The organism is Brevundimonas sp., assembly GCF_051858995.1.
Lineage (GTDB): Bacteria > Pseudomonadota > Alphaproteobacteria > Caulobacterales > Caulobacteraceae > Brevundimonas.
The window spans coordinates 1-16776 of sequence record NZ_JBHYGN010000012.1 but is presented as its reverse complement, the minus strand read 5'-3'; the positions used below and the strand labels follow the sequence as shown (position 1 = coordinate 16776).

Below are 16776 nucleotides of genomic sequence, written 5' to 3'. Positions count from 1 at the left end.
GTTCCTTAACCCGCCGCGCGGTTCGCACGCAGAAGCGTGCTGATGCGAGCGATGTCCTTGCGCACTTCCGAGACCCGGTGGGTCTTTTCCATTTGGCCGGTGGCGGCCTGGAAGCGCAGGTTGAACTGTTCCTTCTTGAGCTTCAGCAGCTCGTCGGCCAGTTGGTCCGGGGTCTGGGACCGGAGATCAGCGATCTTGGTCATCAGGCAGCAGCCTCCACATGAGCGATGCCGGCGTCGAGGCGGGTGACCACCTTGGTGCGGACCGGCAGCTTGGCGGCGCCGAGGCGCAGCGCTTCACGCGCCACATCGTCCGGCACGCCGTCGATTTCGAACAGGATACGGCCCGGGTGGCAGCGCGCGGCCCAGTGGTCCACGGCGCCCTTGCCCTTACCCATCCGGACTTCGGCGGGCTTGCCGGTGACCGGCAGGTCCGGGAATACGCGGATCCAGACGCGGCCTTGACGCTTCATCTGGCGGGTGATCGCGCGGCGAGCCGCTTCGATCTGACGCGCGGTGATGCGTTCCGGCTCGACCGTCTTCAGGCCGTACGAGCCGAAGTTCAGCGAGAAGCCGCCCTTGGCCGAACCGTGGATGCGGCCCTTGAAGGCCTTCCGGTACTTGGTTTTCTTCGGTTGCAGCATGACTTAGTTCTCACCACGTCCGCGGTCGCGACGCGGACCACGATCCCCACGGGGACCGCCGCGCTCACGGCCTTCGTTCGACGACGGACCCGAGGCTTCCTGGGCCCAACGCTTGTCCTGGGCCATCGGGTCGTGCTCGAGCACTTCACCCTTAAACACCCAGACCTTCACGCCGATGATGCCGTACGTCGTCTTGGCTTCGATGAAGCCGTAGTCGATGTCGGCGCGCAGGGTGTGAAGCGGCACGCGACCTTCGCGGTACCATTCCATGCGGGCGATTTCAGCGCCGCCGAGGCGACCCGAAACGTTGATCCGGACGCCTTTGGCGCCCAGACGCATGGCCGACTGCATCGCGCGCTTCATGGCGCGGCGGAAGGCGATACGGCGTTCCAGCTGCTGCGCGATGTTCTCGGCGATCAGCTGGGCGTCGGTTTCCGGCTTGCGGACTTCGACGATGTTCAGGTGAACTTCGCCTTCAGTGCGGGCCGAGATGTCCTTGCGGAGCTTCTCGATGTCGGCGCCCTTCTTGCCGATCACGACTCCCGGACGGGCGGCGTAGATCGTCACGCGGCACTTCTTGTGCGGACGCTCGATGATGATGCGCGACACGCCGGCGGCTTGCAGGCGTTCCTTGAGCCACGTGCGCAGCGCCAGGTCCTGGTGCAGCAGACGGGCGTAGGAGGCGCCGTCGGCGAACCAGCGGCTGTCCCACGTGCGGTTCACGCCGAGGCGGAAACCGATCGGATTGATTTTCTGACCCATCAGGCGGCCTCGCCGGCTTCACGGACCACGATGGTGATCTCGCTGAACGGTTTCAGGATGCGCGACGAGCGACCACGAGCGCGGCTCGCGAAACGCTTCATCACCAGGTTCTTGCCCACGAAGGCCTCGGCGACGACCAGGTTGTCGATGTCGAGGTTGTGGTTGTTCTCGGCGTTCGAGATCGCCGAATACAGGACCTTGCGGACGTCGGTGGCGATACGCTTACGGCTGAATTCCAGCTCGTTGAGCGCTTTCTGGACCGGCAGGCCGCGGATCGAGGCGGCGACCAGGTTCAGCTTCTGGGGGCTGATCCGGACGTTCACCAGCTTGGCGCGGGCTTCGGTTTGACCGACCCGACGGGGGTTCTTGGTCTGGGCCATGGATTACTTCCTCTTGGCCTTCTTGTCCGCCGCGTGGCCCGGGAAGTTCCGGGTCGGGGCGAACTCGCCGAACTTCATGCCGACCATCTCTTCCGAGACGATCACCGGCACGTGCTTCAGGCCGTTGTGGACGCCGAACGTCAGACCGACGAACTGCGGCAGGATGGTGGAGCGGCGCGACCAGGTCTTGATCACGTCCTTGCGGCCCGACGATTGAACAGCGTCGGCCTTCTTGAGCAGATACCCGTCTACAAACGGGCCTTTCCAGGAGGAGCGGGCCATCGGTTAGCGAGCCTTCTTAACGTGACGGGTACGGATGATGTACTTGTCCGTCGCCTTGTTCTTGCGGGTGCGGGTGCCCTTGGTGTCCTTGCCCCACGGCGTAACCGGGGTACGACCACCAGAGGTCCGGCCTTCACCACCACCGTGCGGGTGGTCGATCGGGTTCATGGCGACGCCGCGGACGTGCGGGCGGAAGCCCATGTGACGCTTGCGGCCGGCCTTGCCGAGGTTCTGGTTCATGTGGTCGGGGTTCGAAACCGCGCCCACCGTGGCCATGCAGCCGTCCAGGACCATGCGAAGCTCGCCCGAGCCGAGACGGATCTGGGCGTAGCCCTGATCGCGACCGACCAGCTGGGCGTAGGCGCCGGCCGAGCGGGCCAGCTGGGCGCCCTTGCCCGGCTTCATTTCAACGTTGTGGATGATCGTGCCGACCGGGATCGAGCGCAGCGGCATCGCGTTGCCCGGCTTCACGTCGACCTTTTCACCAGCGACCACCGTGTCGCCCGCCTTCAGGCGTTGCGGCGCGATGATGTAGGCCTTTTCGCCGTCTTCATAGACGATGAGGGCGATGAAGGCGGTGCGGTTCGGATCGTATTCCAGGCGTTCGACGGTCGCCGAGGCGAACTTGCGACGCTTGAAGTCGATCTTGCGGTACAGGGTCTTGGCGCCGCCGCCGCGGAAGCGGACAGCGATGCGACCGCCCTGACCACGACCGCCCGACTTGGTCAGGCCTTCGGTCAGCGACTTCTCGGGACGGCCCTTGTGGAGCTCCGAGCGGTCGATCAGCACCAGGGCGCGACGGCCCGGCGAAGTCGGATTGTAGGTCTTCAAAGCCATCTGCTTAGAGCCCCGTGGTGACGTCGATCGACTGGCCTTCAGCCAGCGTCACGATCGCTTTTTTGATGTCGACCCGACGGCCCAGAATGCCGCGGAAACGCTTGGTCTTGCCCTTCTGAACGAGGGTGTTGACCTTCAGCACGTTGACCTTGAACAGGGCCTCGACCGCGGCAGCGATCTCGTCCTTCGAGGCGTTTTCCGCGACGCGGAAGACGACCTTGTTCTGTTCCGACAGGATCGTGGCCTTCTCGGTGATCACCGGAGCCAGGATGGTGTCGTAGTGACGCGCGGTCGGTTGAGCGCCGGCCATTACGCGGCCTCCTTCTTCGCGAAGCGGGCTTCGATGGCTTCAACAGCAGCCTTCGTCAGCACCAGCTTGTCGGCCCGCAGGATGTCATAGACGTTCAGGCCGGCGTTCGGCAGCACGTCGATGTGCGGGATGTTGCGAGCGGCCAGGCCGAAGTTGGTTTCAACTTCCGGACCAGCGATGATCAGAGCCTTGGTCCAGCCCAGCTTGCCGAAGGTTTCGCGCAGCGAAGCCGTCTTGGCGTCCTTGACCGAAACGCTGTCGACCACGACCAGCTCGCCGGCCTTGGCCTTCGAGGAGAGCGCGTGACGCAGGGCCAGGGCGCGGACCTTCTTCGGCAGCGAGAAGCCGTGGTCGCGAACGACCGGGCCGAAGGCGCGCGAGCCGCCGACGAACTGCGGAGCACGGCGCGAACCGTGACGAGCGCCGCCGGTGCCCTTCTGCTTGTACATCTTCTTGCCCGTACGAGAGTTCTCGTTGCGGGTTTGAACCTTGTGGGTGCCGGCGCGGCGCTTGGCCAGCTGCCAGTTGACGTAGCGGGCCAGCAGGTCGCCGCGAATGTCGGTGATGCCGAAGACGGCGTCCGACAGTTCAACGTCGCCCGAGGCCTTGCCGTCGAGTTTGATGACCGAGAGTTTCATTACGCTTCACCGCCTTCGGTCGCTTCGACGGCCGGGGCTTCTTCAGCCGGCGTCTCAGCGGGTTGAGCAGCCGGAGCGGCCGACGACTTCACGCCACCGGGGAACGGGGCTTCAGCCGGGCGGGCCTTCTTCACGGCGTCGCGGATCTTGACCCACGTGCCCTCGTGACCGGGGACGGCGCCCTTGATCATGATCAGGCCGCGTTCCGCGTCGACGCGGAAGACGGTCAGGTTCTGGGTGGTGACGACTTCCTGGCCGAGATGGCCGGCCATCTTCTTGCCCGGGAACGTACGGCCCGGGTCCTGACGGTTACCCGTCGAACCGTGCGAGCGGTGCGAAACCGAAACACCGTGCGTGGCGCGCAGACCGCCGAAGTTCCAGCGCTTCATGGCGCCGGCGAAGCCCTTACCGATGGTCTCGGCCTGGACATCGACCTTCTGGCCGGCGACGAAGTGATCGGCCGAGAACTCGGCGCCCACATCCATCATGGCGTCCGCATCGATGCGGAATTCAGTGACATAGGCCTTCGGTTCCACCGACAGCTTCGCGAAAGCTTCGCGTTGAGCCTTGTTGGTGTTCTTGGCCTTCTTGGTGCCAGCGCCCAGCTGGAGAGCGACGTAGCCGTCACGCTCCTGGGTACGTTGGCCGACGACTTGGCAGCCGTCGAGCTGCAGCACAGTGACCGGAACGTGCGCGCCGTCATCGGCGAACACGCGGGTCATGCCCAGCTTCTTGGCGATCACGCCCGTGCGCATCGGATCCCGCCTCTTTCTTTTTAGATCTTGATCTCGACGTCCACGCCGGCAGAGAGGTCGAGCTTCATGAGCGCGTCCACGGTCTGCGGAGTGGGGTCGACGATGTCGAGCACGCGTTTGTGCGTGCGGATTTCAAACTGCTCGCGCGACTTCTTGTCGACGTGCGGCGAGCGGTTCACGGTGAACTTTTCGATCAGGGTCGGCAGCGGAATCGGACCGCGGACGGTCGCGCCGGTGCGCTTGGCCGTATTGACGATTTCGCGCGTCGAAAAGTCGAGGACGCGGTGATCGAAGGCCTTGAGCCTGATGCGGATGCTCTGATCCATATCGGTTGTTATTCCCAAGCAGGCGAACCTGCGTCCCTGTGAACCATTTCAAAGACCGGAGCCTTCAGGCCAAAAAGGCCTTCAGAGTACGCACTTCGCAAAAACGATCGGCCCACGCAGTCCCCCGCGAAGGCCGTTGAAGTCCCAAGAAACTGCAAAGAACAGGCACTTAGGTCGTTCCTGCGAACCGCGTCTGCAGATTGCTCTGCACAGCCGGTCCAACAAGAGTGGGCGCTTATGCCTATTGAGTCCCGATCCGTCAAGCGGCGAAACTGTGTCAGGGCCTGATTTTGCGGGGCGCAAGCGGGGCCGGTAGGGTCGCCTTCCCGAACAGGAGATTTCGCCGGATGACGATGCCCGCCTTCGCCCTCTTCCTGTCCCTCGCCGCCCCCCAGGAAGGCCCGCTTCCCGACACCCTGTTTCAGCAGCCCACGGCGGATCTGGCGCGCACCTTTTCGATTCCCGACGCCGACGCCGTCCTCTGGCATGAAGTGAAGCCCGCCGATCGGATGGGCCCTCCGCCGCCACCGGGCATCAGCTTTCAGGGTACAGCCCGCTTCTTCTATGCCGCGACGTCGTCAGAGACGGGCGTATGTCGTCGTGACGCGGCGGTGGTCCGCGTCGCGCAGCGAGACGGTGACGTGCAGCAGCGGGGACCGGTCCAACACATTACAGAGTTGGGCGTCGCTCCAGATTGCGAGCCGGATATCCGCCAGCGCTTCGCCTCCGTCAGACCGGAAGACGCCGATCTCGCGGCAGACCAACTGTCGAGGCTTATCGAGATTCAAAGACGTCTGCAGTCCGGGCGGCCCGCCGGGGTCGTCATCAGTTGCCGCAGTGAACAGCAGGGCTTCCGCTGCCCCCAGGATGCAGATGCCCTGTTCGCCCAACTACCCCTCGCCCGGATTTACTGGATCGGGCGCCAGCCCGGCGCGGATGCACTGATCTTTGGAGCGACCGATGGGGAGCCCGGCGATCCCATGTGGGATATTCGCCTGACCGGGGACCGACTGGAGTTGCTTCGGCGTATTCCCGCACCCTTCTAGTCGGCGCCTTGGCCGGCGTCTTCTACGGGTGGCGGCTCGTTCCAGTTCTCGCCCCCGTCGCTGGACGCCACAACACGCAGCCGCTTCGCCGCCGCGTCCCAAACCCACACACGCGTGCACTCCTCCCGGCCTTCCCGACAGTTGACGGTATGAAGCGTCGCCTCGACCCGCTGCTCCCGGTCGATCACCTTGATCTCGAACCGCAGGGCCTGCCGATCAAAGGCGCGAACGAAGCCGTCCTCGCCGCATATATATAGAGTGGTCCGGCACCCGCCCGTGCCGCAGAACCGGGTCGAGTCCGGCCAGCGGATTAGCCAGTCCGTCCGACCATCCATGTTCAGGTCCACCGGTTCGATCACCCCTTCGGGGACCTCGGTGATCAGCGGCGGACGGTTCGTCGGGTCCTCGATGTCCAGGTAGAAGCCATTGAGCTCATTCAGCACATACCAGCTGAACCCCTCAGGCGGCGTCTGCGCGGCGCTCTGGGCGGCGTCCTGGGCCAGGGCCCTGCCCTCCCCCGCCAGCGTCCCCGCGACCAGCGCCGCCGCCGCGCTCATCATGATCCGACTCAGTGTCATCGCGTCCTCCCTCTCGCGCGCCCCCCTGCTATGCACACCCCGCGAGACGATACCGCCAGTTTCTGACGACGCCCCAAACCTCCCGCAGGCTGCCGCATATCCGCCACAATGCGTGACCCGCCAGACACATCCGTTCACCGACCCGCATTCGTGACGGGTTTGTAATGGCAAAGTTCGGAGACGCTTTGATAGCCGTCCGCCTCATCGCAGCGCGACTCCCCGCAGCTGCCAACGAAAAGTGTGCTCAATGAAGACTCTCTTCCTCGCCACCGCCGCCGTCGCCGCTTTCGCCGCGGCCCCCGCCCTGGCCCAAACCGCGCCGACCGGCTCGGTCGGCGTCACCTGGAACAACGTCGAAGCCAAGACCGATGGCGGCAAGTTCGAAGCCGACGGCTACTCGGTCGACGGCGTCGTCGCCGGCCCGCTGACCGGCGAGTGGACCGTCACCCTGGGCGTCCAAGGCGCCTGGACCGACGGCGACTTCGACCACAGCAAGACCTTCTCGGGCGAAGCCCACGTGACCCGCACCCTGGCTGACGACATGCGCGTCGGCGGCTTCATCGGCGCTGCCGACGCCGGCAAGAGCTCGACCCTGTGGACCTTCGGCGCCGAAATGCAGAAGTATTTCGACAAGGCCACCATCACCGCCGCCCTGACCTACGGCACCGTCAGCAACATCGACGGCGACATCTGGTCGGGTGGCGTGGACGCCGGCTACTACGTCATGCCGAACCTGCGCGTGAACGGCTCGGTCGCCCTGAGCAAGGTCAACCTCGGCCAGAACGACATCGACGCCTACAGCTACGGCGCCGGCGCCGAGTACCAGATCAACAACTCGCCGATGAGCGTCTACGGTTCGTGGGATCGCACCACCCTGGACTTCGTCGACGTCGACGTTGACACCCTGTCGGTGGGCCTTCGCTTCAACTTCGGCGGCGACCTGCAACAGCGCGACCGCGCTGGCGCCAACCTGACCCGTACGGTCGTCAGCCCGACCGGCATCTTCGCCCTGGGCCTCTAAGCCCTTACAAAGCGAAACTGATTCAGGCCCCGGCGGAGCGATCCGCCGGGGCCTTTTTCATTCCCGAACGGATCAAGACCTCGGCCCACTTCGTGACCCAGATAAGGCGACTCGCCTCCTTGTCGCCACTGCGGCGCCGCAATCCGTTACCGCACCGCAACAACTCACAACCCTATGATTTTGTGACGGGTTTGTAATGGCCATGTGGCAAGCGTGACTGCTAGTTCCCCCGTCCCGCAGCGGCCCCCGCCGGTGCGGAGACTAAGGAATCAAAAAATGAAAAAGTCTCTCCTGCTCGTCTCGGCCGTCGCCGCCGCCGCCTTCGCCGCTCCGGCGTTCGCCCAATCGGGCCCGGTCGGTTCGGTCGGCGTGACCTACTCGAACGCTGAAGCCAAGCTGGGCGGCCTGAAGGCCGACAGCGACAGCTACGGTGTGGACGGCGTGGTCGCCGTTGACGCGTTCCAGGGCTGGACCGCCACCTTCGCCGGCTCGATCTCGCACAACGACGACTCGAACGACACCGGCGTGTCGGGCGCCGCTCACCTGACCACCCTGTCGGGTTCGGACCTGCGCTTCGGCGGCTTCGTCGGCGCGACCGACGCCGGCAGCGAAACCGCCTGGTCGTTCGGCGGTGAAGTCCAGAAGTACCTGGCCAACGCCACCCTGACCGGCACCGTCGCCTACACCACCGCCGACGACATCGACGTCGACGCCTGGACCGTCGGCGCCGACGCCGCGATCTACCCGATGGCCAACCTGCGTCTGAACGCCGGCGTCAGCTACTCGGACGTCGACTTCGCCGGCGCTGGCGCCGACCTGTGGACCTACGGCGTGGGCGCTGAGTACGAAATCGCCAACACCCCGTTCTCGGTTGTCGGCGGCTACACCCGCGGCGACCTGGAAGACCTGAAGGTCGACACCTGGACCGTCGGCCTGCGCTACAGCTTCGGTGGCGGCCTGCAAGCCCGCGACCGCGCTGGCGCCGCCCTGCCGGGCGCTGGCATCTCGAGCATCCTGGGCGCCCTCTAAGCACCCGGCGATCCTGATCGCATAAGAGAAGCCCCGGCGGAGCGATCCGCCGGGGCTTTTTGCTGCGCTGAACTGCGGACATGAAAAAGGCCCGGGGGGTCCACATCCCCGGGCCTCTCCCTTTACGGCGACTGCAGGGACTCAGTTGCCGATCCGCACGTCACCTCCGCCCATGATCGAGCGGCTGACAGAACCCGTGGCGCGGGCGATGGCAACGTCACCGCCGCCGACGATGGAGACGTCCACGTCCCCGGCCACGCCGCCGAAGTTGACGTCGCCCGAACCGGCGATGCTGATGTCCACCTTGGGCGCATTGCCACCGCGCACGTCCACATCGCCCGAGCCGCCGATGGCGACCTCCAGCGGGCCGTCGATGCGCGAGACCATCACATCGCCCGAACCGCCGATGGAGACGTCCAGATCACGGGTGGCGCCGGCGGTGACCGACCCCGAGCCGCCGATGGCCACTTCCAGCGAGGCCGAGGTCCCCGCGCGGATATCGCCCGAACCGCCGATGCTCAGTGACACCGGGCCATCGACATTGGCCACATCCCAGCGACCGCAGCCGCCGTGGCCCAGATCCAGCGACCGGGCGCCGCGACCGACCGAGCCATAGATGGCGCCCGAGGCGTTCACATCCACATTGCGCGGCGTGCGGATCACGATCAGCGGGGCGTCCGAGACGTTCACGCGGCCGATGCCGCGCACCTCGACGGAGGCGCCTTCACCGGCGCGACCGCTGTCCGGCCCGTTGTGGCAGTTGTTGATGCCGTCGCTGCCGCCGTTGAACAGACCGCTGCGGCGACGCAGGCCGCCGTTGACGCGGATCTCGTCGCCCACGCGGGTGACCTCGACGCGCGGCAGGCGGGACGAGCCCTGCTCGACCTCGACCGCGACGTCAGCGCGATCCTCGACCACCACGGCCACCCGGGCCACGGCGTAGCGGATCTCGACGTTGGGCTCTCCGGCGAAGGCGGGCCCGGCCATGGCGGCCAGGGCGACGGCCGATACGGCGGTGGCGATTGCGAGTTTCATGGTGACCTCCCAGTCCTGAATGTGAGGAAAGGGTGCGACCGCCGGGGGCCTGAGTCACTTTAAAACGAGGTCATGACCCCGTTGTAAGAATGCCGGTCGAAAGGCCCGCCACCACTGAGGCGCGGGTCCTTCCTGTCGGGAAATTCAGGCGCGCAGCTGGCCCGCGCCGTCCGCCGCGCCGACCTCCGGCTCGAAATCGCGCTCGAAATGCTCCAGCCGGCTCTTCAGCGCCCCGGTCTTCTTCAGCGCCAGCGAGGCGGCCCAGCGGGCGGCCAGTTCCGGCGTCGCCATCCGGTCGGTCATGCGCGGACGCCCGCCCCGGCTGCGCAGCACGGCATTGGTATAGAGCGCGCCGTTGCGGAACCGCGACGGCCAGGTCTGGAAATCCATCGACAGGCTGACGCAGAACCGATCCAGATTCTCCACCCGGTGCGGCGCATAGATGGGCCAGGTCAGGGCCTGACCGGGCTCCAGGTCCATCACCTGCGCGTCCTGCTCGAACGCCAGGGTGTAGGGCAGTTCCTCGGTCGTCTGGCGCGCGACCACCTGCTCCATGTTCTTCTCGGGCAGGTGCGCCTCGTCGCCCGGATAGACATAGACGCGCTTGCGCCCGCGCATGTGGAACAGGACCACGCCCGCCGCGTCGAAATGATAGGGCACCCGCGCCTTGGGCGACGACAGGATCAGCTGGCCCGCGTTCCGCACGGCCTTCATCCCCGGATATTTCGCCTGCACCTTGGCGAACTCGGCCATGGCGGCGGCCCACAGCTCGGGCCAGCCGGTCTCGACCTCGCGCATGTTCACCCACAGACGCCCCTGCTGGATCGCGGCCAGGAGCTCGGCGCCGTCCAGACGACCGCGCGCGCCGGTGCGCAGCGAGACCTGCCCCTCGTCGTCGTAGTCATACAGGTTGATGTCGAACAGCTCGGCCGGATAGCGGTCGAGGATCGCCGCCAGCGACTCATCCGTGGCGAAGCCCTGCTCCACCAGACTGTGCGGATGGGCCTCGGCCTGCTTGATCGGGCCGGAGTAGCGGGTGCGGGTCGAAGTGGTGTCGTAGGGCATGCTGATCCTCAGGCCGAAGCGCTGCTGGAAGAGTTGCGCGCCTTGTTCAGCGCGGCGCCCGCCGCCTGCATGGCGCCCTTGAAGCGGTTGGCCGGCGTGACCTCGCAGGCCTCGATGGCGGCCCAGCGACGGCGCACGCTGGCGCGCAGCTTCTCGCCGCGCCCCTCGCCCGCCAGATCCAGCGCCTTCACCGCCGCCTGACTGACCGCCGAGCCAATCCCCGGCTTCAGCACCATCGCCTCGCGGACGATGTGGTGGCCGTTGCAGAAGTATTTCTTGTAGTGCTCGCCCTCGAAGCCGAAGTCGAAGGTGCGGTAGCCCAGCTCTGCCGCCAGCCGCATGGTGTCCATGCTGAGCAGGATGCCCGGCGAACAGCGCGCCAGCGACGGCTCATAGCCCGGGAACCAGAAATGATACTGGTCGCCCGCGTGCAGCGAGAACTCCAGCGCCGTCAGGCGGTCCCCGGCCCACAGCCCGGCCATGGAGGCGCCGAAACCGTTCTCGCCCTGAGTCTGCAGCAGTTGGTGCAGCAGCTCGGCGGTCCAGCCGCAGGCGAAGATGTCGTGGCGATTGGTGCGCTTGTACTGGTCGCGCTTCAGGTTCAGCAGCCAGTCCAGCAGCTTGGGATCATGCAGGCCGCGCTCGACCCGCAGGGTCCCCAGCTCGGCCTCCATGCTGCGCCGGGCGCGCTCCTTGTCCTTGAAGAATTTGCCGAAGGTCTGCCGTCGCTCGGCGTACCAGCCGTCATAGCCGTCGTCGCCGAGCTGGACCTGCACCGTGCGCCGGTCCTCGCCCAGCGGCGTCTCACCGACCCAGGCGGTGACGTTCAGACGGGCCCCGCCCAGCAGCGTCGCCACTTCGGACAGGGTCGGCCCCTCGTCCGGACGGGCGATGACGCCGTGATAGTCGTTCATCGGCGCGCCCAGCGGCTGGATCGCCGCGCCGCGCTTCTGGTGCGGGAAGAAGCCGACGATCTCGCCGCCCTTGCTGAACACGGCCACCGCCGCGTTCGGGCTGATCTGACAGGCCACGCGCGTGAAGCTGGGCCGGAAATAGGGGCTGTTCAGCGCCGGATTGGCGGCCAGAAACGCCCGCCATGCCGCCCACTCGGCCTCGCCCAGTTGGTCCGCCTTGAGGATGTCGACCTTGAACCCGGTCATCCGTCGTCCTTCGCCCTCTCGGGGCAGTTGCAGCCTCCCTCATGACACAGCCCCCGTTTCGGCCCGGTGAGCGTTCATCCTTAACGACTTGTGTTCGCGGAGCCCCCGCGCGGACCGAACGTTGACCTTGCCCGAACCTCAGGAGAGCCTCATGACCGACCCCCATCGCCCCGAAAGCCGCGAGACCGAGAACGAGAACCTGCGCCCCGGGCCGGACGGTCAGCCGCCCCGCCCGGCGACCGAGCCCAAGGGTTCGGAAGGCTCCTCGAACCCGGGCGAAACGGCCACCGACCCCGCCACCGGAAAGCCCAATCCTTGAAGACTGCCGTCCATATGCTTGCCGCCGTCGCCCTGACCGTCGGAGCCGCCCTGCCGGTCTCGGCCAGGGCCCAGACGCCGCCGCGCCCCGCCATCGCGCCGGGCGCCCCGATCGCGGTCTGCCCGCTGGACACCGGCTTCGTCGCGGACAACGGCGGCCTGACCCGCAGCCGGGCGGCGGTCCGCGCGGGGCGTCTGCGCATTCTGGCGGTCGGCTCCTCCTCCATCGAGGGCATCGGGGCCAGCCGCCGCGAGCTGGGCTTCGCCCCCCTTCTGGAGGCCGGTCTGGAAAGCCGCATGCCGGGCGTGGACGTCACCGTCATCAACCGTGGCATCGGCGGTGAGACGGCCAAGGAGACCGCCGACCGGCTCGAGCGCGAACTGGCCGCCGGTCGCGTCGATCTGGTCATCTGGCAGCTGGGCACCAATGACGTCCTGCGCGACCGGGTGTTCGACGACGTCTTCGCCGACTTCCATCGCGGCGAGGCCGTGCTGCAGGCGGCCGACGTCGATGTGTTGCTGATCGACCCGCAGCGCCTGCCCGAGGCCACCACCAACATGTCGTTCCGCGGCCGCAATCCGGCGCTCGGCGACATGGCCAAGCGCATCGCCGATGAGGGCCGTCGTGGCGGCTACGCCGTCCTGCGCCGCTTCGACGCCATGGCGAACTGGGGTGGTCTGGATCGCGGCGGCGTCGGCCCCGACGACCTGCACCTGAACGATGCGGGCTACGCCTGCTGGGCCGAGGTCACCGCCGAAGGCCTGGCGCCTCGCCTGCGCTAGGTCCGCCGACCCGCGTTCGGGAACAAGCGGCGTCGCGCCGGGTTGGCTTCGGACCTGTCACGGTCCGGAGCCCGCATGTCCTTTCGTCTGATCCTCGCCTCGACCACGGTCCTGACCCTCGCCGCCTGCGGCCAGCCGGACCGTCCCGCCGAAGCACCCGCCGGGACCACGCAGGCCGCGTCCCTGACGGCGGATCAGATCAACGACGCCCGGATCACCACCCCCGTCGCGCCGCCCTCGCCGGACGCGGCTCCCACCGGCCCGGTCCAGCCGGATCCGGCCCTGATCCGGCTGCAGGTCCTGCTGGACCGTTCCACCTTCTCGCCCGGCGTGATCGACGGCGTGTCCGGCTCCAACCTGCGTCAGGCCGTGGCGGCGTATCGCCAGGCCAACGGCCTGACCGGCGACGCCATAGACGCCGAGCTTCTGGAGCGGCTGGCCTCGACCGACGACCGCCCGGCGATGACCGCCTACACCCTGACCGCCGCCGACGTGGCCGGCCCCTTCAGCCCGCCGCCGGGCGAACTGGCCGAGCAGGCCGAGCACGGCGTCCGCTACACCAGCCCGCGCGAGCGCATCGCCGAGCATTTCCACATCACCGAGGACCTGCTGCAGGACCTGAACCCCGGCGTCGACTTCCGCCGCGCGGGCCAGCGCATCACCGTCCCGGCCATCGGCGCCGCCCCCCTGCCCGCCGACGTCGATCATATCGTGGTGGACAAGGCCGAGGGCTCGGTCCGCGCCTTCGCCGAGGACGGCCGCTTGCTGGCCTACTATCCCGCCACCATCGGCAGCGGCGACAATCCCACGCCCAGCGGCACGGTCCGGGTCAATGGCGTGGCCCGCAATCCCGACTATGTCTATGATCCGGCCAAGCTCAGCTACGGTCCAGGCGGCGGGCGCGTGGTCGTCCCGGCTGGCGCCAACAATCCCGTCGGCGTGGTCTGGATCGATCTGAACAAGCCCAGCTACGGCATCCACGGATCGCCCGATCCGGAGACGATCGGCAAGACCGCCTCACACGGCTGCGTCCGCCTGACCAACTGGGACGCCTGGCAGCTGGCGGCGGCGGTGAAGCCCGGCGTCACCGTCCGGTTCGTCTGAGCTCCGAGCCAGGACAATGTTCAACAACGTTGCTCTGCGAACGTGGATATATAATTTGCACGTGTAGATCAGCCATGTTTCCCTCTAAGCGCGATTTCGCATGAGGGGAGCTGAAACCATGGACGCCGCCGCCGAAGCAAAGGTTCTGGAGAGCCTGTACGACCGTCTCTACGACGCCATCACCTACTCGCCGCCCGGTCGCGCCACCGGTCTGGACGCCAAGCCGGTGATGCTGATGGCCAAGAATCTGGTCCTCAATCCGGCCGACTTCACCAACGCGCTCAGCCCGATCAATCCGGGGACCAAGGCCAACCAGAACGCCGCGCAGATGTTCTCGGCCATGGTCGACGCCATTCCCGATGTCAGCCAGTCCCCGCTGTGGGTCGACAGCGGCCGCAAGGTCTCGGACACCTACATCAACGCGGTCAAGGGGGCGAACACCGGCAACCAGGTCGATCCAAACCAGAAGAAGATCTACGATCAGGCGTTCAACTATCTGAACGTCAATCAGACGATCGCCAATTTCGACGGCACCTCGACCACCACCCTGCAGCCGTCGCCGATCGCCCAGACCTACGACGACAACGAGTCGGCCTATATCTCGGCTGTCACCGGCTATCGCACCGCCTACAACGGCTATGACCTCAGCCAGCCGGCCGACCAGCGCGCGTGGAACGCCGTCGCGCCCGGCCTGCAGAACCTCGTCGACCAGACCTGGAACCACTGGACCCGTCAGGGCAAGCAGCAGGTCGAGCAGGCCCAGAACGCCCTGCAATCGACCATCAATGACGCCGTCGCCGCCGCCATCGCCCAGGCCCAGGGTCTGGTGCAGGATTCGCGCCTGCTGCCCGGCGCCCTGCCGACCGATCCCGGCTGGCTGCTGTCCTACGGCATGGCCAGCGACTGGATGAACGCCACGTCCCAGGCAGCCCAGCTCACCCTGCGCAGCAGCTATCTCAACGAGACCTCCAGCGCGCAGGCGAGCAGCTATTCCAGCGGCGCCGGCGCCTCCTGGGGCCTGTGGAGCGGCAGCGCCTCCTACTCGCACAGCGACGAGCAAACCAACTCCCACATGGACGCCACGGACTTCACCCTGACGGCCGAGCTGATCCAGGTCCGCATCATGCGCCCGTGGTTCAACCCGCTGCTGTTCTCGATGAAGGACTGGTGGGTCAACGGCTATGACGCGGGCGGCCTGTCCGCCGACACGGTCATGCCGCTGGTGCCGACCTCCTTCGTGGTGGCGCGCAACGTGGCCATTACCGCCAACTTCAGCGAGCAGGACAAGAGCCACTTCGCGGAATCGACCAGCGCCGGCGGCAGCGTCGGCTGGGGGCCCTTCTCGGTCAGCGGCAGCTATTCCCACTCGGACAGCAACGACACCTTCAGTTCGACCTTCAACGGCGGGACCCTGCGTCTGCCGGGTCTGCAACTGCTGGCCTTCCTCTGCACGGCCACGCCCAGCGCTCCGCCGCTGTCCAAGCCCTGATCCCGTACGCTCCGGTCGGGGCCGCCTCGCCATTTCGGGCGGGGCGGCCCCGATGCCTTTCGGGAGACCGTGAATGAATCTGTCTGATCTGGTGGCCGCGGCCCTGCCGCCGCCCGACGTCGACCTATGGGCCAGCTCCCACGGACCCACGCATTTGCAGGGCGTCGGCGCCGCCCCCGGCGCCCTGGGCTCGCGCCCCGTGCTGCAACTGTCCGCCATGCCGACGGTGATCAACCGCGCCGACTACGCCAACGCCATGGCCGCCGGTAATCCGGGCGGTTCGCTCGCCGCCCTCGCCGCCTTCCGCAATCTGGTCGACCCGATTCCTGGATTCTCGGCCCTCTACGCCCCGGGCGGACAGTCCACGGAGAGCGCCTGGATCGACTTCTGCAACGGCGCCGCCGTGCGCGACGGCTCCGCCTTCGCCCAGTCCGCCCTCGCCAACGCCCGCCGCACCAACGCCGCCCAGCAGATGGCCGACCTGACGCCGACCATGACGCCCTGGCTGCCGGTCTATGCGACCCCCTCCGACTGGTATGCGGTGACGGACGACGCCTTCAGTCCCGTGACCATCGACCTGTCGGCCCGAGGCCAGCTAACCGGCCCCTACGCCACGCCGGGCGGCCCCAACATCGACGGTCCGACGCCCGCCTGGACCACGCCGCAGGGCTCGGCGCCCCTGTCCCCCGCGACCCGGCTGAAGACCCTGACCTTCCGCGCCCTGCTGGTGACCCTGTCCCGGCCCTGGCTGAACCCCGCCCTGCTGGCCATGGGCGATGTCTATCTGGGCGGCCAGCCGGCGGGCTTCTATTCCAGCGGCGACATCATCAAGAACGATGGCGTCCTGCCCCTGCTGACCACGGGCTTCTATCTGGCGGTGGACGTCCGGCTCGAGGCCGACTGGGCGCCGGCGGATCAGATGAGGCTGTCCGAGGCGGCGGCGAACCGAACCCCCCTGGCCTTCGAGGGCTTCGCCCTCAGCGACCACGAAGGCGGCCTCAGCGTCGACGCCCCCTCCACCACCGCCATCACCACGGCCACCTCGTCCCTCTGCCAGATCGTCGCCTGGACCAGCGCCCTGACTCCGCTTTGCCCGCAGATCGCGGGATAGGGCGACGCGTGGGGCGGGGAGGTTCATCACAACGGACGCGCATAGCAAAACGGCCCCCGGATCGCTCCGGGGGCCGTCTCTGTCTTTGGTGCTTGGCGGTCTCG

22 protein-coding genes are annotated in these 16776 nt (G+C 67.2%); 8 read left to right on the top strand and 14 right to left on the bottom strand.

What is annotated here, in order from left to right; all coding sequences use genetic code 11:
* Positions 1-5: 5 nt before the first annotated feature.
* From rpmC to rpsJ, 10 genes are read right to left on the bottom strand one after another with little or no spacing between them, the layout of a single operon-like run.
* A complete protein-coding gene (gene rpmC, locus ACTIEF_RS13660) occupies positions 6-203 on the bottom strand; it encodes a 50S ribosomal protein L29 (RefSeq protein ID WP_183203627.1) in 198 nt (65 codons plus the stop codon).
* Complete coding sequence (rplP, locus tag ACTIEF_RS13655) at positions 203-643, bottom strand: 50S ribosomal protein L16 (RefSeq protein WP_141626259.1); 441 nt, start codon at positions 641-643, stop codon at positions 203-205. Before rplP ends, rpmC begins: the two co-directional genes overlap by 1 nt.
* A 3-nt stretch (positions 644-646) precedes the next feature.
* A complete protein-coding gene (rpsC, locus tag ACTIEF_RS13650; protein WP_439472695.1) occupies positions 647-1405 on the bottom strand; it encodes a 30S ribosomal protein S3 in 759 nt (252 codons plus the stop codon).
* Entirely contained in the window at positions 1405-1785 is a 381-nt protein-coding gene (rplV, locus tag ACTIEF_RS13645; protein WP_092309758.1) for a 50S ribosomal protein L22, read from the bottom strand. The genes rpsC and rplV overlap by 1 nt, the downstream gene beginning before the upstream one ends.
* Before the next feature lie 3 nt (positions 1786-1788).
* On the bottom strand, positions 1789-2067 hold the full coding sequence (gene rpsS / locus ACTIEF_RS13640) for a 30S ribosomal protein S19 (protein ID WP_439472694.1): 279 nt from the start codon (positions 2065-2067) through the stop codon (positions 1789-1791).
* A 3-nt stretch (positions 2068-2070) separates the two neighbouring features.
* The gene (gene rplB / locus ACTIEF_RS13635; RefSeq protein WP_439472693.1) at positions 2071-2904 is read right to left on the bottom strand and encodes a 50S ribosomal protein L2; all 834 of its coding nucleotides are present in this window, start codon (positions 2902-2904) and stop codon (positions 2071-2073) included.
* Between the two features lie 4 nt (positions 2905-2908).
* A complete protein-coding gene (locus ACTIEF_RS13630) occupies positions 2909-3214 on the bottom strand; it encodes a 50S ribosomal protein L23 (protein ID WP_141626254.1) in 306 nt (101 codons plus the stop codon).
* Positions 3214-3852, bottom strand: coding sequence for a 50S ribosomal protein L4 (gene rplD / locus ACTIEF_RS13625; RefSeq protein WP_439472692.1), 639 nt, complete (start codon positions 3850-3852; stop codon positions 3214-3216). The genes ACTIEF_RS13630 and rplD overlap by 1 nt, the downstream gene beginning before the upstream one ends.
* Entirely contained in the window at positions 3852-4607 is a 756-nt protein-coding gene (gene rplC / locus ACTIEF_RS13620) for a 50S ribosomal protein L3 (RefSeq protein WP_439472691.1), read from the bottom strand. The genes rplD and rplC overlap by 1 nt, the downstream gene beginning before the upstream one ends.
* Before the next feature lie 20 nt (positions 4608-4627).
* Positions 4628-4933, bottom strand: a complete 306-nt coding sequence (gene rpsJ / locus ACTIEF_RS13615) for a 30S ribosomal protein S10 (RefSeq protein WP_003164367.1) — start codon at positions 4931-4933, stop codon at positions 4628-4630.
* A gap of 347 nt (positions 4934-5280) precedes the next feature.
* Between rpsJ and ACTIEF_RS13610 the strand changes: the two genes are divergently transcribed.
* Positions 5281-5979 (top strand): hypothetical protein, encoded by a 699-nt coding sequence (locus ACTIEF_RS13610; RefSeq protein ID WP_439472690.1) that lies wholly within the window; start codon positions 5281-5283, stop codon positions 5977-5979.
* Here ACTIEF_RS13610 and ACTIEF_RS13605 read toward each other — a convergent pair.
* Complete coding sequence (locus tag ACTIEF_RS13605) at positions 5976-6557, bottom strand: hypothetical protein (RefSeq protein ID WP_439472689.1); 582 nt, start codon at positions 6555-6557, stop codon at positions 5976-5978. The two genes, ACTIEF_RS13610 and ACTIEF_RS13605, sit on opposite strands and share 4 nt — an antisense overlap.
* A 247-nt stretch (positions 6558-6804) precedes the next feature.
* Here ACTIEF_RS13605 and ACTIEF_RS13600 point away from each other — a divergent pair, with 247 nt between their 5' ends.
* Positions 6805-7578 (top strand): porin, encoded by a 774-nt coding sequence (locus ACTIEF_RS13600; RefSeq protein WP_439472688.1) that lies wholly within the window; start codon positions 6805-6807, stop codon positions 7576-7578.
* A gap of 276 nt (positions 7579-7854) precedes the next feature.
* Positions 7855-8607 (top strand): porin, encoded by a 753-nt coding sequence (locus ACTIEF_RS13595; RefSeq protein WP_439472687.1) that lies wholly within the window; start codon positions 7855-7857, stop codon positions 8605-8607.
* Between the two features lie 141 nt (positions 8608-8748).
* Here the strand turns inward: ACTIEF_RS13595 and ACTIEF_RS13590 are convergent, their stop codons facing one another.
* The 3 genes from ACTIEF_RS13590 to ACTIEF_RS13580 all read right to left on the bottom strand — a co-directional run bounded on the left by ACTIEF_RS13590 (position 8749) and on the right by ACTIEF_RS13580 (position 11867).
* Complete coding sequence (locus tag ACTIEF_RS13590) at positions 8749-9642, bottom strand: GIN domain-containing protein (RefSeq protein WP_439472686.1); 894 nt, start codon at positions 9640-9642, stop codon at positions 8749-8751.
* A gap of 144 nt (positions 9643-9786) precedes the next feature.
* Positions 9787-10707, bottom strand: coding sequence for a cupin-like domain-containing protein (locus ACTIEF_RS13585; RefSeq protein WP_439472685.1), 921 nt, complete (start codon positions 10705-10707; stop codon positions 9787-9789).
* An 8-nt stretch (positions 10708-10715) separates the two neighbouring features.
* Positions 10716-11867, bottom strand: a complete 1152-nt coding sequence (locus ACTIEF_RS13580; RefSeq protein ID WP_439472684.1) for a GNAT family N-acetyltransferase — start codon at positions 11865-11867, stop codon at positions 10716-10718.
* Positions 11868-12018: 151 nt separating this feature from the next.
* Between ACTIEF_RS13580 and ACTIEF_RS13575 the strand changes: the two genes are divergently transcribed.
* From ACTIEF_RS13575 to ACTIEF_RS13555, 5 genes are all read left to right on the top strand, one after another.
* Entirely contained in the window at positions 12019-12186 is a 168-nt protein-coding gene (locus tag ACTIEF_RS13575) for a hypothetical protein (protein ID WP_439472683.1), read from the top strand.
* Positions 12187-12200: 14 nt separating this feature from the next.
* On the top strand, positions 12201-12968 hold the full coding sequence (locus ACTIEF_RS13570; RefSeq protein ID WP_439472682.1) for an SGNH/GDSL hydrolase family protein: 768 nt from the start codon (positions 12201-12203) through the stop codon (positions 12966-12968).
* Positions 12969-13043: 75 nt separating this feature from the next.
* Positions 13044-14072: a L,D-transpeptidase family protein gene (locus ACTIEF_RS13565; RefSeq protein WP_439472681.1), complete on the top strand. Its 1029-nt coding sequence runs from the start codon at positions 13044-13046 to the stop codon at positions 14070-14072.
* A 118-nt stretch (positions 14073-14190) separates the two neighbouring features.
* On the top strand, positions 14191-15561 hold the full coding sequence (locus tag ACTIEF_RS13560; RefSeq protein WP_439472680.1) for a hypothetical protein: 1371 nt from the start codon (positions 14191-14193) through the stop codon (positions 15559-15561).
* A gap of 73 nt (positions 15562-15634) precedes the next feature.
* A complete protein-coding gene (locus ACTIEF_RS13555) occupies positions 15635-16672 on the top strand; it encodes a hypothetical protein (protein ID WP_439472679.1) in 1038 nt (345 codons plus the stop codon).
* Positions 16673-16776 lie beyond the last annotated feature (104 nt).

Bases quoted from the DNA above. Each gene is read 5' to 3' on its own strand.
- ACTIEF_RS13565 (WP_439472681.1), top strand. From the start codon at position 13,044: ATGTCCTTTCGTCTGATCCTCGCCTCGACCACGGTCCTGACCCTCGCC.
- ACTIEF_RS13555 (WP_439472679.1), top strand. From the start codon at position 15,635: ATGAATCTGTCTGATCTGGTGGCCGCGGCCCTGCCGCCGCCCGACGTC.
- rplD (WP_439472692.1), bottom strand. From the start codon at position 3,852: ATGAAACTCTCGGTCATCAAACTCGACGGCAAGGCCTCGGGCGACGTT.
- ACTIEF_RS13600 (WP_439472688.1), top strand. From the start codon at position 6,805: ATGAAGACTCTCTTCCTCGCCACCGCCGCCGTCGCCGCTTTCGCCGCG.
- ACTIEF_RS13595 (WP_439472687.1), top strand. From the start codon at position 7,855: ATGAAAAAGTCTCTCCTGCTCGTCTCGGCCGTCGCCGCCGCCGCCTTC.
- ACTIEF_RS13590 (WP_439472686.1), bottom strand. From the start codon at position 9,642: ATGAAACTCGCAATCGCCACCGCCGTATCGGCCGTCGCCCTGGCCGCC.
- ACTIEF_RS13575 (WP_439472683.1), top strand. From the start codon at position 12,019: ATGACCGACCCCCATCGCCCCGAAAGCCGCGAGACCGAGAACGAGAAC.
- ACTIEF_RS13630 (WP_141626254.1), bottom strand. From the start codon at position 3,214: ATGGCCGGCGCTCAACCGACCGCGCGTCACTACGACACCATCCTGGCT.
- rpsS (WP_439472694.1), bottom strand. From the start codon at position 2,067: ATGGCCCGCTCCTCCTGGAAAGGCCCGTTTGTAGACGGGTATCTGCTC.
- rplP (WP_141626259.1), bottom strand. From the start codon at position 643: ATGCTGCAACCGAAGAAAACCAAGTACCGGAAGGCCTTCAAGGGCCGC.
- ACTIEF_RS13605 (WP_439472689.1), bottom strand. From the start codon at position 6,557: ATGACACTGAGTCGGATCATGATGAGCGCGGCGGCGGCGCTGGTCGCG.
- ACTIEF_RS13560 (WP_439472680.1), top strand. From the start codon at position 14,191: ATGGACGCCGCCGCCGAAGCAAAGGTTCTGGAGAGCCTGTACGACCGT.
- ACTIEF_RS13570 (WP_439472682.1), top strand. From the start codon at position 12,201: ATGCTTGCCGCCGTCGCCCTGACCGTCGGAGCCGCCCTGCCGGTCTCG.
- ACTIEF_RS13580 (WP_439472684.1), bottom strand. From the start codon at position 11,867: ATGACCGGGTTCAAGGTCGACATCCTCAAGGCGGACCAACTGGGCGAG.
- ACTIEF_RS13585 (WP_439472685.1), bottom strand. From the start codon at position 10,707: ATGCCCTACGACACCACTTCGACCCGCACCCGCTACTCCGGCCCGATC.
- rpsC (WP_439472695.1), bottom strand. From the start codon at position 1,405: ATGGGTCAGAAAATCAATCCGATCGGTTTCCGCCTCGGCGTGAACCGC.
- rplC (WP_439472691.1), bottom strand. From the start codon at position 4,607: ATGCGCACGGGCGTGATCGCCAAGAAGCTGGGCATGACCCGCGTGTTC.
- rpmC (WP_183203627.1), bottom strand. From the start codon at position 203: ATGACCAAGATCGCTGATCTCCGGTCCCAGACCCCGGACCAACTGGCC.
- rplV (WP_092309758.1), bottom strand. From the start codon at position 1,785: ATGGCCCAGACCAAGAACCCCCGTCGGGTCGGTCAAACCGAAGCCCGC.
- rpsJ (WP_003164367.1), bottom strand. From the start codon at position 4,933: ATGGATCAGAGCATCCGCATCAGGCTCAAGGCCTTCGATCACCGCGTC.
- ACTIEF_RS13610 (WP_439472690.1), top strand. From the start codon at position 5,281: ATGACGATGCCCGCCTTCGCCCTCTTCCTGTCCCTCGCCGCCCCCCAG.
- rplB (WP_439472693.1), bottom strand. From the start codon at position 2,904: ATGGCTTTGAAGACCTACAATCCGACTTCGCCGGGCCGTCGCGCCCTG.